A 14,041-nucleotide genomic window follows, 5' to 3' on the forward strand; every position below is an offset into this window, starting at 1 on the left:
TAATTTCGGTCAATCAGTTTGACTCATTCTCCTCAGGCCTCGCTACCGGTGACCCCATGGCTTTTTCCGAACGTGTCTCGCGCCTTAAAAGTTCTTTGATCCGTGAAATCCTCGCCGCCGCCCAGCGCCCGGAAGTGATGTCGTTCGCCGGCGGTTTGCCGGCCGAAGCCATGCTGCCGAAAGTCGAGTGGGCGGACATGCCGCTGTCCATGGGCCAATACGGGATGAGCGAAGGCGAGCCGGCACTGCGTGAAGCGCTGGCGGCCGAAGCCCGGGCGTTGGGCGTGCCGTGCGAGGCGAGTCAGGTGCTGGTGGTCAGCGGTTCGCAACAAACCCTCGATCTGGCGGCCAAGCTCCACATCGACAAAGGCACCGAAATTCTGCTTGAAGCGCCGACCTACCTGGCGGCGTTGCAGATTTTTCAGCTGTTTGGCGCCGACTGCATCACCGTCCCGCTGGAGGCTGATGGCCCGAGCCTGGCGCAACTGCGCAGCCGTCTGGAACAACACAAGCCAGCGTTCATCTACCTGATCCCGACGTTTCAGAATCCGTCGGCGGTGCGCTACAGCGAAGCCAAGCGCGACGCGGTGGCAGCGTTGCTCGACGAATTCGGCGTGACCCTGATCGAAGACGAACCCTACCGCGAACTGACCTTCGATGGCGGCAGCGCCACGCCGATCGTCAGCCGCTTGACCAAGGCCAGCTGGATCTACACCGGCACCGTGTCGAAAACCCTGTTGCCGGGCCTGCGGGTCGGTTACTTGATTGCCAGTCCGGATCTGTTCCCGCATTTGCTGCGGCTCAAGCAATCGGCCGATCTGCACACCAACCGCATCGGGCAGTGGCAAGCGCTGCAATGGATCGGTACTGAAAAGTACCAGCAGCACCTGGGCGAGTTGCGGGACTTCTACCGGGTTCGTCGGGATGCGTTCCAGTCGGTACTTGAAAAGCACTTTTCCGATCTGGCGGATTGGAACGTGCCGCAGGGTGGGCTGTTTTTCTGGCTGACGCTCAAGCAGCCGCTGGATACCCGCACGCTGCTCAAAGCTGCGCTGGCGGCGGATGTGGCGTTCATGCCGGGCGAACCGTTTTTCCCTGAGCCGGATAACAACCCCGGCCATCTGCGGCTGAATTTCAGTCACATTGACCCGGCACGGCTGGACGAAGGGCTCAAGCGATTGGCAGCGGTGGTGCGTCAGGCCAAGGCAGCGCAAGCAGCCTGAGGCTGTTGGTGGGAGAGGGGTAGAAACGAATAAACCGGCCAATCGGCCGGTTTATTTTTGTTCGGGTTTTGCGGTGTTTATACCGGCGCCACAGAAGCGTCAGACCGCAGCAAACCGCTTATCCAAATAATCAATGATCACCTTGGACTCATACATCCAGGTGGTCTGACCATTCTCTTCGATGCGCAGGCACGGCACTTTGATCTTGCCGCCTTGCTCCAGCAGGGCCTGGCGATCCTGTTCGTTGTTCTTGGCATCGCGCAAGGCCACCGGAACGTTCAGGCGACGCAGGGTGCGGCGGGTTTTCACGCAGAACGGACAGGCGTGGAACTGATACAGGGTCAGGTCCTTGGCGGCTGCTTCGACCTGAGCCTGAGCGGCGGCGGGGCGCTGCTTCTTGCCAGGGCGGGTGATGAAATCGATGAAGATGATCAGTTGGCCGAGGCCGACACGAAGCGCTTTGACGAACACGGTAGAAGTCTCTCAGGGCAAACAGAAGGCGCGCAGCTTACCTGATTTTTCGCAGGCGAAAAAAAACCGGCGATCAGTGCCGGTTTTCTTCGTGCTGCGAATTACTTGATCAGGCTGAGAAACTCGCTGCGGGTGGCCGCGTTTTCGCGGAACTCACCGAGCATCACCGAGGTGATCATCGTCGAATTCTGTTTCTCCACACCGCGCATCATCATGCACATGTGCTTGGCCTCGATCACCACAGCCACGCCCAGGGCGCCGGTGACTTGCTGGACCGCGTCGGCGATCTGGCGGCTGAGGTTCTCCTGGATCTGCAGGCGGCGAGCGTACATATCGACGATCCGCGCGACTTTCGACAGTCCCAGTACCTTGCCGCTCGGGATGTAGGCAACGTGCGCCTTGCCGATGAACGGCAGCAGGTGGTGCTCGCACAACGAGTAGAGCTCGATGTCCTTGACCAGCACCATCTCGCTGTTGTCGGAGCTGAACAAGGCACCGTTGGTGACCTCTTCCAGCGTCTGTTCATAACCGCGGCAGAGGTACTGCATGGCTTTGGCGGCACGTTTTGGCGTGTCGAGCAGGCCCTCGCGGGAGGCATCCTCGCCCAATTGGCCGAGAATCTCGGTGTAATTCTGTTCCAGGGACATGAAACTACCTGTGGGATTTAACGCAAAGGGCAAGGGTACGGTGGCAAACACGGCGCTGCAAGCGTGAAGCGACAGCTTTACTCGTCGCGACCTTCCATCATGGTTCGTTTAAGCATCACGTAAACCGCTCCAGCGCCGCCGTGTTTCGGCTGGCACGAGGTGAAGCCGAGCACCTGTGGATGCTGACGTAGCCAGGTGTTGACGTGACTCTTGATCATCGGCCGCTTGCCGTCCAGACGCACGGCTTTGCCGTGGGTGACGCGCACGCAGCGGATTTCGAATTTAGTTGCTTCGGCCAGAAACGCCCAGAGGGTTTCACGGGCCTTTTCCACGTTCATGCCATGCAGGTCGAGGCTGCCTTCGAACGGAATCTGTCCGATCTTGAGCTTGCGCATCTGGCTTTCCTGAACACCGTCACGCGCCCACATCAGCTCGTCTTCCGGGCCGACATCAATCACAAACTGATCGGACAGCCCGTCAACGGTGGTCGCATCGGTGCGCACAGTGGCGGCCTGGCGCAGCTTGGCAATTTGCGCGCGGTCGGCCTTGGGTTTGCCGGTTTCGGCGCGATCGTGCTTGATCGGCTTGACGCCTTGGATCGCGCTTTTGAACAGGGAAAAATCGTCGTCTTGCATGTCAGCCTCCGCGAAGGGGGGGCAGTTTACCCAAGTCGGAGCGCTATCCATAACAATTGAGGCCCGTCAAAACGCCGGGCCTTTGATTCAGTCGTGTTTTTTCATCAGGTGCGGGGCGATGTTCAGCTCTCGCGACTGGCGCGAACGGCGACGGCAGCGGCGCCATAGCAACACGCCGAGGTACAGCACGAACACGCCCACCGCCAGAATGATCGACGAGCCCAGCGGGCTGGCATTCAACTCGCCCAACGCCGGTGGCCGCCCCAGCAGGCTGGCCGCGCCGGCCATCGCCAGCAATACACCGCACATCGCCAGCAGGGCAGCGAACGCTGCGCCGAAGCGAAATCGCCAATTGCGTTGGCCCTTGGGCCGCAAGCGGCGTGCATCAAAACCATCGGATAACTTCATTCCGACCTTCCTCAATGGGTATCGGCCCTTCGACCGGGAGTTGACCGGGATGTTCCTGAGGCTAGGGCAATTACGGCAAATGAGAGGCTTTTGCGGATGAGCGGCGGTATGGGCCGCTCATCGACGGTCGATCAGATCAGATCAGATCGCGGGTCAGGGCGAGGGTGGCGAAGTTGTCTGCCATGATCGCCATTTCGGTCTGCTGAACGTGTTCGGCGCTGAGGATCCCGCCCTTGCAAGGCAAATCCCGCGTCGCGCAGGCGTCTTCCACCAGGGTGCAGCGAAAGCCCAGGTTCTTCGCCGCACGCACGGTGGTGCTGACGCTGGAGTGACTCATGAAACCGCAAACGATCAGGTCGAGCGAGCCCAGTTGTTGCAGGCGATCGTACAGTTCGGTGCCGTGAAACGCGCTTGGCAGCAATTTGCCGATGACGGTTTCGTCGCCCTGTGGCTCCAGGCCCGGGATGAACTCACCTCGTTCGCCCTGGGGATCGAACAGCCCACCGACAGTGCCGAGGTGACGCACGTGCACGATTGGCCGACCGGCTGCACGGGCAGCGGCCAGCAGGTGTTTGATGTTCGCGACGGCAGCATCCATGCCGCTCAGGGCCAGCGGACCACTGAGGTATTCTTTCTGGGCATCGATGATGACTAGGGTCGCATGACCCAGATTGGCCGCTGCGTAACCACGGCCGCTGAGTTGAAACATCGTTTTTGGAACGGACATTCTGGGGCTCCTTCGGGTGGGGCTTTTGCGGCATTGTCCTCTGGCTGAGCGCTTCTGTGAATCGCTTCCATCGCAGGCACCGCCGTTGCTGGCTCGCAGCCTTGTCAAGATACTCGTTCTGTTCAATAGCTGGCTGGAAAAATAGAAGGGTCCTACATCTGATCCGGTGTTTTTCCTGCGTCGTCGCGGCGCCTTTTGGCTGTTAGAATCGTCAGTCGTTTTTTCTGGAGTTTACCCCGTGATCACTTCCCGACTTCGTACCCTGCGTGACCATATCCGTTGGGCCGTCAGCCGCTTCCATGGGGAGGATCTGTTTTTCGGCCATGGGACCGACAACGCCTGGGACGAAGCCCGTCAACTGGTATTGGGTGCGCTGCACTTGCCGTGGGAAATCGCCGACAGCTATCTGGACTGCCGTCTGGAGGACGATGAGCTGGTCAATCTGCAACGCTTGCTCAAGCGCCGCATCGAAGAACGCATTCCGACCGCTTACCTGCTGGGCGAAGCCTGGTTCTGCGGCTTGTCGTTCATTGTCGACGAACGCGTGCTGATCCCGCGTTCGCCGATTGGCGAGCTGATTGAAAAACGTTTCGAGCCGTGGCTGGGTGCCGAACCTGCGCGCATTCTCGACTTGTGCACCGGTTCCGGTTGCATCGGTATCGCCTGTGCCTATGAGTTCCAGAACGCCGAAGTGGTTTTGGCCGACCTGTCGTTCGAAGCACTGGAAGTGGCTAACCAGAACATCGAGCGCCACGGTGTCGACGAGCGCGTGTTCACCGTTCAGGGCGATGGTTTCGATGGTTTGCCAGGGCAACGTTTCGACCTGATCGTGTCGAACCCGCCTTACGTCGATGCGGAAGATTTCGCCGACATGCCGGACGAATACCAGCATGAACCGGAGCTGGGCCTGGCCTGTGGCGACGATGGTTTGAACCTGGTGCGCCGCATGCTTGCCGAAGCGGCGGATCATCTGACCGAGAAGGGGTTGTTGATCGTCGAGGTGGGTAACAGCCAGGTTCACGTCGAGGCGTTGTACCCGGAAGTCGATTTCGCCTGGCTGGAGTTCGAGCGCGGTGGGCATGGGGTGTTCATGCTGACCGCCGAGCAGTGCCGCGATCATCAGGCGCTGTTCGCTTCTCGCGTCTGACCGTTAAAAGCAAAAGATCGCAGCCTTCGGCAGCTCCTACAGGTGTACACAAACCAGTGTAGGAGCTGCCGAAGGCTGCGATCTTTTTAGGCCTGGCTCCGATTACCGGTGCGTGGCAATCCAGATCAACAACCCCGCCTGAAACACCGCGAACGCCACCAGACAGGTAATGGTAAAGCGCAACCCGGCGTCTTCACGCTTGTACTTGCTGACCTTTTCTTCGTGTTTCTTCAGTTTGACTTCCTGTTCCGCCAGGTTCTGCTCGGCTTGCTGGAGCATCTGCGCGGCTTCGAGGATTTCCACCTGTTGCAGCTTTTCGCTGTTCCAGTCGCCCAGCAAATCACCGATCTGCACCTCTTTGACGCTGCCCTTCAAATGCTGGGCATCGGCGTAGGCCACGTCAAAACCGTGCACCCGCAGAAAGTGATCGCGGCGCAGGCGCGTGTCTTCGTTCAACGCATCCTTGTTGTTCAGGTCAGTGCCGTCGACGGTGTAGGCGGGCCATCGTTTCTTTGCCCAAGTGATGCCTTGAGCCGCCATATAGCGCCCGATGCCACGGTTCATCGGCTCTATCTGCAAGCCGCTATCCGGAGCGAAATGCACGCGTTTGGCGGCGTGATCGACCCACACATCCAGATGATTCTGTTCTTTGCGTACCCGTTGGCCTGGCAGCTTGATGGCCATGCGCAGCAGGCTGTGCTCCTTGCTGTTGCGTTCGGCGTAACCGAATTCGACAAAGCGCAGCGGTCGGCCGCCGGTGTTACGGTCGGTTTGCAACGGCGCCAGGCGGAGCATTTTGTGGTGCTCGACGTGGACGTCCGCCCACGGCAGCTCGACCGCTGGCGGTGTGTCTTTTTCAGCGGTGGAGTCGGGTGAAGTCTGGGTATCAGTCATAACGGCGAGATCCTGTCCAAGCCCTGTTGCCGCCAGTCATAGCGCTGGCGACAAAGGCTTATCGGCCGTTTTTTTCAGGACTGGAGCTTAACTGGGGCGAAGTCCGTCAATAAATCCGAGGATTCGTGCGCCGAGTTCCGCCGCCAGGGGCAATTGCGGATCTTTATAGGAGGCCAATTGCCGCTTCACGTCGTTGGGCACGATGCGCATGACGTGGTTCATGCCTTCGATCAGTGCCAGTTCGGCGTCCGGTTTGGCGGCTTTGAGCGCCCTGGCGTCACCCACGCCGACCTGGATGTCGTTGCTGCCCTGAATGATCAGTGCTGGCATCTTCAGTTTGGCGAAGGCCGCCGCCGGGTCTTGGCGGAACAGTGAAATCAGGTACGGCTGCACGCTGGGGCGGAAAATCACCTGCAACTGCGGCGGCACGTTGTCGTCGGTGTGGCCGGCCTTGAGGCTGTCGAGCAGTTCATTGCTGCGCAGCATCAATGGCGGTGGCAGGCGATTGCTCAACTGCTGGCGCAGCACTTGATCGATCGGCCGGGCGCTGCCGGACAGGGAAATCACCGCCGCGGCGTCGACACTTGGCGCCGCCAGGCTGGCAATCAATGCACCTTCGCTGTGGCCCAGCAAAATCAGTTTGCCCAGGCGCGGATCGGCCTTGAGCTTCTGCCCCCAGGCCACGGCATCGGCCACATAGGCTTCCACCGACAGGTTGCGTTCATCCGGCGTGGCCGCAAGGCTCGCCGCCACGCCGCGTTTGTCGTAACGCACACTGGCGATGTTGTGTTTGGCCAGCACCCAAGCCAGCCGTTTGAGGCTGTCGTTGCGCCCGCCGTCGGGGTTGTTTCCGTCACGATCCGTAGGACCGGAGCCGGAAATGATCAGGACAACCGGTACTGGCGTGTCGGACTTGGGCAGCAACAGCGAGCCGAAAAGCTCGCCACTGCCGGTGTCCAGGGTGATGGGACGTTGCAGGACGGTGGCCTGGGCTACATTGGAAAGAAGACCGGTAAACAGGGTAAGGCTCAAGGCTAGAACTCGCAGCATCATCACGCCATCATCAACAAGGTGCCGGTTGGACTCGCAGGCACCCATAAGGTTCGAGGATGAACTACTTGGGTAGCCTGCGTATACTGGCGCGCATTACGTATTTTAGGTTCGATTTCACGGAGCGTCCTGCATGTCCGGCAATACCTACGGCAAGCTGTTCACTGTCACCACCGCGGGCGAAAGCCATGGTCCGGCGTTGGTCGCCATTGTCGATGGCTGCCCGCCGGGCCTGGAGATCTCCCTTGAGGACCTGCAGCGCGACCTGGACCGCCGCAAGCCCGGCACCAGCCGCCACACCACCCAGCGCCAGGAAGCCGACGAAGTCGAAATCCTCTCCGGCATATTCGAAGGGCGCACCACCGGTTGCGCCATCGGCCTGTTGATCCGCAACACCGACCAGAAGTCCAAGGACTACTCGGCGATCAAGGATCTGTTCCGTCCGGCCCACGCCGACTACACCTATCACCACAAATACGGTGAGCGCGATTACCGCGGCGGCGGTCGCAGCTCGGCCCGTGAAACCGCCATGCGCGTGGCAGCCGGCGCGATTGCCAAGAAGTACCTGGCCACCCAGGGCATCGTCATTCGTGGCTACATGAGCCAGCTCGGCCCGATCGAAATCCCGTTCAAGACCTGGGATTCGGTGGAAGAGAACGCTTTCTTCAGCCCCGACCCGGACAAAGTGCCGGAGCTGGAAGCCTATATGGACCAGTTGCGTCGCGACCAGGATTCGGTCGGCGCGAAGATCACCGTGGTCGCCGAAGGCGTGATGCCGGGCCTCGGCGAGCCGATCTTCGACCGCCTCGACGCCGAACTGGCCCACGCGCTGATGAGCATTAACGCGGTCAAGGGCGTGGAAATCGGCGCCGGTTTTGCCAGCATCGCCCAGCGTGGCACTGAACACCGCGATGAAATGACCCCGGAAGGTTTCCTCAGCAACAACGCCGGCGGCATTCTCGGTGGCATTTCGTCGGGTCAGCCGATCGTTGCGCACCTGGCGCTCAAGCCAACATCGAGCATCACCACGCCAGGCCGTTCCATCGACATCCATGGCAACCCGGTGGAGGTCGTTACCAAGGGCCGTCACGACCCGTGCGTCGGCATCCGCGCCACGCCAATCGCCGAAGCGATGATGGCCATCGTGCTGATGGACCACTTGCTGCGTCACCGCGGGCAGAACGCCGATGTGCGCGTGAGCACTCCGGTGTTGGGGCAGCTTTAATGGCTGATCTGAAAGCCGCTGCAGTCTGATGACGGTGGCGGCGCTCCCGTACTGGCGGCTTTCCAGCTTCTACCTGTTCTATTTCGCCTTGCTCGGTTCGACAGCGCCGTTTCTGGCGCTGTACTTCGATCATCTGGGTTTCAGCGCCGCGCGCATTGGCGAACTGGTGGCGATCCCGATGCTGATGCGCTGCGTGGCGCCGAATATCTGGGGCTGGCTCGGTGACTACACCGGGGGACGGCTGGCCATCGTGCGTTTCGGCGCGGTGTGCACGCTGCTGACGTTCTCGCTGATTTTCGTCAGTAAAAGCTACGCCTGGCTGGCGATGGTCATGGCCTTGCACGCGTTCTTCTGGCACGCGGTATTGCCGCAGTTCGAAGTCATCACCCTGGCTCATTTGCGGGGGCAGACCTCGCGCTACAGTCAGATTCGCCTGTGGGGTTCCATCGGTTTCATCATCACCGTGGTGGCGCTGGGCCGATTGTTCGAATGGCTGAGTCTCGACATTTACCCGGTGGCGCTGGTGTTGATCATGGCCGGGATCGTCGTCAGCAGTCTCTGGGTACCCAACGCGCAACCGGTTCAGGGTGAACGGTTGACGGGGGAGGGATTCCTCCAGCAATTGCGCAGCCCCGGGGTGTTGGCGTTTTACGCGTGCGTGGCGTTGATGCAAATGAGCCACGGGCCGTATTACACCTTTCTGACCTTGCACCTTGAGCGACTCGGTTACAGTCGCGGGCTGATCGGCATGCTCTGGGCGGTCGGCGTGGTCGCCGAAGTCTTGATGTTTCTGTTCATGAGCAAGATTCTCGCGCGCTTCTCGGTACGCCGGGTGCTGCTGGCGAGTTTCCTGCTGGCGGCCCTGCGTTGGTTGTTGCTCGGTTCGTTTGCCGAGTTCCTTTGGGTGTTGCTGTTCGCCCAGGTGCTGCACGCCGCCACCTTCGGCAGCTTTCACGCCGCTGCCATCCAATTCGTGCAACGTAGCTTCGGCGCGCGCCAGCAAGGGCAGGGCCAGGCGTTGTATGCCGCGCTGGCCGGCACCGGCGGTGCACTGGGTGCGTTGTATTCCGGCTACAGCTGGAATGCCCTCGGCGCCACATTGACCTTTAGTATTGCCAGCCTCGCAGCCTTCGCCGCTGCCGTTATCATTGCCACACGTATGCAAGAGGACAGGCCATGAGCCTTACCCGTGAACACCTCGCCCAGGAAATCATCGACGCCGGGCGCTTTCTGTATGGCCGCGGCTGGTCGCCGGCCACCAGCAGCAATTACTCGACCCGTCTGTCGCCGACCGAAGCCTTGCTGACCGTGTCCGGCAAGCACAAGGGCCAACTGGGCCCGGACGATGTGCTGGCCACCGACTTGTCAGGCAACAGCCTGGAACCGGGCAAGAAACCGTCCGCCGAAACCCTGTTGCACACTCAGCTCTATAGCTGGCGCCCGGAGATCGGCGCGGTGCTGCACACCCATTCGGTGAACGCCACGGTGCTGTCGCGCCTGACGCCGGAAGACTTCATCGAGTTCGAAGACTACGAGCTGCAAAAAGCCTTCAGCGGCGTTTCGACTCACGAGTCCCGGGTGCGCGTGCCGATTTTCGACAACGACCAGGACATTGCGCGGCTGGCCGCCAAGGTGCAGCCTTGGCTCGACGCCCACCCTGATTGCGTCGGCTACCTGATTCGCGGTCATGGCCTCTACACGTGGGGCGCGCGCATGAGCGATGCACTGCGGCAGATCGAGGCTTTTGAATTTTTGTTCGAGTGCGAGTTGAAGACGCTCTCCATCTTGAATCGTTGAGGAATCGCCCATGAGCAGCCTGTCCGTTTACCACGTCAGTAGCCCCGACCTGCCGAACAAGGTGCTGACCCACTTCGAAGACATCGCCTCGACCCTGGCCGAGCAGGGCGTGCGTTTCGACCGTTGGCAAGCCGCGGCGAAAATCCAGCCCGGCGCCAGCCAGGAAGAAGTGATCGCCGCGTACCAGGAGCAAATCGACAAGCTGATGACCGAGCGCGGTTACATCACCGTCGACGTAGTCAGCCTGAACAGCGATCACCCGCAAAAAGCCGAGCTGCGCGCCAAGTTCCTCGATGAACACCGCCATGGCGAAGACGAAGTGCGATTTTTCGTCGCTGGCCGTGGCTTGTTCACCCTGCACATCGACGATTACGTGTACGCCGTGCTCTGCGAGAAGAACGACCTGATCTCGGTGCCAGCCGGCACAAAGCACTGGTTCGACATGGGTGAAAACCCGCATTTCGTCGCAATCCGCCTGTTCAACAACCCCGAAGGCTGGGTGGCCAACTTCACCGGCGATGACATCGCCAGCCACTTCCCGTGTCTTGAGGACTGAACCGATGCCGATCAAAGCGATTCTCACCGACATCGAAGGCACCACCAGCGCGGTGAGTTTTGTGTTCGACGTATTGTTTCCGTACGCGGCCAAACACCTGCCGGACTTCGTTCGCGAAAATGCCGAACGCGCTGACGTCGCCGAACAGCTCGCCGCTGTTCGGCGTGACAGCGGTGACCCGCAAGCCGACGTCGAGCGGGTTATCGACATTCTTCTGGGCTGGATCGCCGAAGACCGCAAGGCCACGCCGCTCAAGGCGTTGCAAGGCATGGTCTGGGAGCAGGGGTATCAGGCCGGGCAGTTGAAAGGCCACGTTTACCCGGACGCCGTTGAAGCGCTGAAGCGCTGGCATCAGGAAGGCTATCAACTGTTTGTTTATTCCTCGGGGTCGATTCAGGCGCAAAAACTGATTTTCGGTTGTTCGGAGGCGGGGGATTTGTCGCCACTGTTCAGCGGCTATTTCGACACCACTTCAGGGCCCAAGCGCGAAGCGCAGTCCTACGAGCGCATCACCCAGGCGATTGGTGTCGAGGCTTCGCAGATTCTGTTTCTGTCCGACATCGTTCAGGAACTGGATGCTGCGCGCACGGCCGGCATGGCAACCTGTGGCCTGGCCCGTGAAGGCGGGGAATTGGCAGGGCATGTGACGGTGGACAGTTTTGCGCGGATCAGTCCTTCTGCCTTTTAAACATCAGCCGTAGAAACAACTCAGGCCGTGAAGCGAAAGCTCTCACGGCCTGATCGTTTATAGCGCTGTGAAGGTTTATGCCGAGTGATAGGTCGGCAGCGCGAACCGTTGCTGGCTTTGCAGCATGGAGATCTGTGGCAGTTCGCTGGCCTGTTCGGCGATGTCACGGCGAATCGCGCTGATCACCCACGACAGCTGATCGCCGGCATGCAATTGCTGGTAGGAAATCGAACGTTTGAAGACTTTGCCTTCCTGACTGCGCAGGGTCAGCAGAATGCCGCCATCAGGGCGTGGCTGGGTGGTCACTTCGAAGTTGGAGAACAGCGACGAAAATTTTTCCTGGATCAGGTTCATGTCTATCGGCTCCGTGATTGCTTGAAGGGCAACATGGAGAGGTAGTTGCAGTGATTGTGCCAGTGTCTGATTTTTTTAAAATCTATATAAATCAATAACTTAAATATTCATGTTTTTTTTGCTTTCGTGCAATTTGCATGAATGACCATCGTGCATCCTGCATTTTGCGTGGTCGCCGTCAACTCGATGGAACCAATCACAACGCCAGTGTTCCGCTTTTCCAATGTTCGGCCGAACGCTTCGGTCGCGGATACAAAACATTGCAAAAACCGCGTGTACAGCTCAAGAAGCCCTGACGTATTTTCGGCCTCAATCAACGCCACCCGACAATAAAAAGATCGAACGGGAGCAACCATGAGCCGCGCGCTGCACGACACGATTACCTGGGGCATGATGCTCCGCAAGCTGCCTTCCATTGCCAAAGCCATCCCCCGCGTGGTGAAGGGCATGAAAGTCGCCAACGTCAAGGATCCGACCCAACCGTGTGGTCTCGGCTGGAGCTTCGAGCAGGCGACGTTGCGCAACCCCGATGGCCCGGCATTGCTGCAGGGCGACGTGATACTTACTTATGCACAGGCCAATCAGTGGGCCAATCGCATCGCCCATCACCTGATTGCCCAAGGCATCGGCAAGGGCGATGTGGTCGCGGTGTTTATCGAGAACCGTGTGGAACTGCTGGTGACGATATTGGCGGTGGCCAAGGTCGGTGCGATCAGCGCCTTGCTGAATACCTCCCAGACCCGCGATACCCTGGCTCATAGCCTGAACCTGGTGGCGCCCGTAGCGATTGTGGTCGGAGAAGAGCTGGTTCCGGCCTTCAATGCGGTCCGCGAGCGGGTGGCCATCGATGCGGCGCGCATCTGGTTTGTCGCCGATCAAGACACTTATCGCGATCCGGGCAAATCGCCCGATGGTTTCATTAACCTGATGACGGCCAGCTGCGGCACGTCCGCCGACAATCCCGCCAGCAGCCGACAGGTTTTTTTCGACGACCCTTGCTTCTATATCTACACCTCGGGCACCACCGGGTTGCCCAAGGCCGGGGTATTCAAGCACGGCCGCTGGATGCGCAGCTCCGCCAGCTTCGGGCTGATCGCCCTGGACATGCAGCCGCAGGACGTCGTCTATTGCACCTTGCCGCTGTACCACGCCACCGGGCTCTGCGTGTGTTGGGGCTCGGCGATCAGCGGGGCGTCGGGGTTTGCCATCCGCCGCAAGTTCAGCGCCAGCCAGTTCTGGAGCGACGTGCGCAAATACCGGGCGACCACCCTCGGGTACGTCGGCGAGCTGTGTCGCTACCTGGTGGATCAACCGCCCAGCGTCGACGACAGTCGGCACAGCGTGACGAAGATGATCGGCAATGGTCTGCGCCCTGGCGCGTGGAGCGAGTTCAAGACGCGGTTTGCCGTCGACCATATCTGCGAGCTGTACGCCGCCAGCGACGGCAATATTGGTTTCACCAACATCCTCAACTTCGACAACACCATTGGCTTTTCCCTGATGTCCTGGGAGCTGGTGGCGTACGATCACGACAGCGGCGCCCCCACGCGGGATGCCAACGGCTTCATGCGCAAAGTGGCCAAGGGCGAGCAGGGGCTGTTGTTGGCGAGGATCGACGACAAGGCGCCTCTGGACGGCTACACCGATCCGCAGAAGACCGCAAAAGTGGTGCTCCATGACGTGTTCGTGAAGGGCGACCGTTACTTCAATACCGGTGACCTGCTGCGCAACATCGGTTTCGGTCACGCGCAGTTTGTCGATCGCCTGGGTGACACCTACCGCTGGAAGGGCGAAAACGTCTCCACCACCGAGGTCGAGAACATCCTGTTGCAACACCCGCACATCGCCGAAGCCGTGGCCTATGGCGTGGAAATCCACAACACCAACGGGCGGGCGGGAATGGCGGCCATTACACCGGCCGAATCCCTGGCGACCCTGGATTTCAGTGAGTTGCTGGCGTTCGCCAGGCAACAAATGCCGGCCTATGCGGTGCCACTGTTCCTACGGGTGAAAGTGAAAATGGAAACCACCGGGACCTTCAAATACCAGAAGACCCGGCTCAAGGACGAAGCCTTCGACCCGAGCCAAACCGGCGATGACCCGATTTATGCCTGGCTGCCGGGCACCGAAACCTACGTGCGAGTCACCGAGCAGGTGCTGGCGGATATTTACGGAGGCAAGTACCGCTATTGAACGTGTCGTTATTGAATCTGGCTATG

The 14,041-nt window shown here is 60.0% G+C and carries 16 protein-coding genes; 8 read left to right on the forward strand and 8 right to left on the reverse strand.

Annotation, left to right across the window (positions count from 1 at the left end; translation table 11 throughout):
- The first annotated feature begins 56 nt into the window (after positions 1–56).
- Positions 57–1,223 carry an aminotransferase-like domain-containing protein gene (locus tag AC1D2Q_RS21045; RefSeq protein WP_477814418.1) on the forward strand — a complete coding sequence of 389 codons (1,167 nt, stop codon included), beginning with the start codon at positions 57–59 and terminating at the stop codon, positions 1,221–1,223.
- A gap of 99 nt (positions 1,224–1,322) precedes the next feature.
- Here the strand turns inward: AC1D2Q_RS21045 and AC1D2Q_RS21050 are convergent, their stop codons facing one another.
- The 5 genes from AC1D2Q_RS21050 to AC1D2Q_RS21070 form a co-directional block, all read right to left on the reverse strand.
- The gene (locus AC1D2Q_RS21050) at positions 1,323–1,694 is read right to left on the reverse strand and encodes a glutathione S-transferase N-terminal domain-containing protein (protein WP_018925194.1); all 372 of its coding nucleotides are present in this window, start codon (positions 1,692–1,694) and stop codon (positions 1,323–1,325) included.
- Positions 1,695–1,795: 101 nt separating this feature from the next.
- Positions 1,796–2,341 carry a GTP cyclohydrolase I FolE gene (gene folE / locus AC1D2Q_RS21055; RefSeq protein ID WP_007940820.1) on the reverse strand — a complete coding sequence of 182 codons (546 nt, stop codon included), beginning with the start codon at positions 2,339–2,341 and terminating at the stop codon, positions 1,796–1,798.
- A 77-nt stretch (positions 2,342–2,418) separates the two neighbouring features.
- Positions 2,419–2,976 carry a Smr/MutS family protein gene (locus AC1D2Q_RS21060; RefSeq protein ID WP_008005647.1) on the reverse strand — a complete coding sequence of 186 codons (558 nt, stop codon included), beginning with the start codon at positions 2,974–2,976 and terminating at the stop codon, positions 2,419–2,421.
- An 87-nt stretch (positions 2,977–3,063) separates the two neighbouring features.
- On the reverse strand, positions 3,064–3,384 hold the full coding sequence (locus AC1D2Q_RS21065) for a hypothetical protein (protein WP_019579704.1): 321 nt from the start codon (positions 3,382–3,384) through the stop codon (positions 3,064–3,066).
- 136 nt (positions 3,385–3,520) lie between these two features.
- Positions 3,521–4,111, reverse strand: a complete 591-nt coding sequence (locus AC1D2Q_RS21070) for a cysteine hydrolase family protein (protein ID WP_007940817.1) — start codon at positions 4,109–4,111, stop codon at positions 3,521–3,523.
- Positions 4,112–4,349: 238 nt separating this feature from the next.
- Between AC1D2Q_RS21070 and prmB the strand changes: the two genes are divergently transcribed.
- Complete coding sequence (prmB, locus tag AC1D2Q_RS21075) at positions 4,350–5,258, forward strand: 50S ribosomal protein L3 N(5)-glutamine methyltransferase (protein ID WP_028941057.1); 909 nt, start codon at positions 4,350–4,352, stop codon at positions 5,256–5,258.
- 102 nt (positions 5,259–5,360) lie between these two features.
- Here prmB and AC1D2Q_RS21080 read toward each other — a convergent pair whose 3' ends face one another.
- Complete coding sequence (locus tag AC1D2Q_RS21080) at positions 5,361–6,152, reverse strand: hypothetical protein (RefSeq protein ID WP_019648220.1); 792 nt, start codon at positions 6,150–6,152, stop codon at positions 5,361–5,363.
- An 87-nt stretch (positions 6,153–6,239) separates the two neighbouring features.
- Positions 6,240–7,250, reverse strand: coding sequence for an alpha/beta hydrolase (locus AC1D2Q_RS21085; protein WP_477814419.1), 1,011 nt, complete (start codon positions 7,248–7,250; stop codon positions 6,240–6,242).
- 85 nt (positions 7,251–7,335) lie between these two features.
- Between AC1D2Q_RS21085 and aroC the strand changes: the two genes are divergently transcribed.
- From aroC to mtnC, 5 genes are read left to right on the forward strand one after another with little or no spacing between them, the layout of a single operon-like run.
- Entirely contained in the window at positions 7,336–8,427 is a 1,092-nt protein-coding gene (aroC, locus tag AC1D2Q_RS21090) for a chorismate synthase (RefSeq protein WP_477814420.1), read from the forward strand.
- Positions 8,428–8,455: 28 nt separating this feature from the next.
- The gene (locus AC1D2Q_RS21095; protein WP_477814421.1) at positions 8,456–9,607 is read left to right on the forward strand and encodes an MFS transporter; all 1,152 of its coding nucleotides are present in this window, start codon (positions 8,456–8,458) and stop codon (positions 9,605–9,607) included.
- Complete coding sequence (locus AC1D2Q_RS21100; protein ID WP_477814422.1) at positions 9,604–10,224, forward strand: methylthioribulose 1-phosphate dehydratase; 621 nt, start codon at positions 9,604–9,606, stop codon at positions 10,222–10,224. Before AC1D2Q_RS21095 ends, AC1D2Q_RS21100 begins: the two co-directional genes overlap by 4 nt.
- 10 nt (positions 10,225–10,234) lie before the next feature.
- Complete coding sequence (locus tag AC1D2Q_RS21105) at positions 10,235–10,780, forward strand: 1,2-dihydroxy-3-keto-5-methylthiopentene dioxygenase (RefSeq protein WP_477814423.1); 546 nt, start codon at positions 10,235–10,237, stop codon at positions 10,778–10,780.
- A 4-nt stretch (positions 10,781–10,784) separates the two neighbouring features.
- Entirely contained in the window at positions 10,785–11,468 is a 684-nt protein-coding gene (gene mtnC, locus AC1D2Q_RS21110; RefSeq protein ID WP_477814424.1) for an acireductone synthase, read from the forward strand.
- 75 nt (positions 11,469–11,543) lie between these two features.
- Here the strand turns inward: mtnC and AC1D2Q_RS21115 are convergent, their stop codons facing one another.
- A complete protein-coding gene (locus AC1D2Q_RS21115; protein ID WP_477814425.1) occupies positions 11,544–11,822 on the reverse strand; it encodes a DUF3509 domain-containing protein in 279 nt (92 codons plus the stop codon).
- Between the two features lie 354 nt (positions 11,823–12,176).
- Here AC1D2Q_RS21115 and AC1D2Q_RS21120 point away from each other — a divergent pair, with 354 nt between their 5' ends.
- On the forward strand, positions 12,177–14,015 hold the full coding sequence (locus tag AC1D2Q_RS21120) for a long-chain-acyl-CoA synthetase (protein ID WP_477814426.1): 1,839 nt from the start codon (positions 12,177–12,179) through the stop codon (positions 14,013–14,015).
- Positions 14,016–14,041 lie beyond the last annotated feature (26 nt).

The sequence above is a fragment of the Pseudomonas sp. P1_A1 genome, from assembly GCF_056406935.1.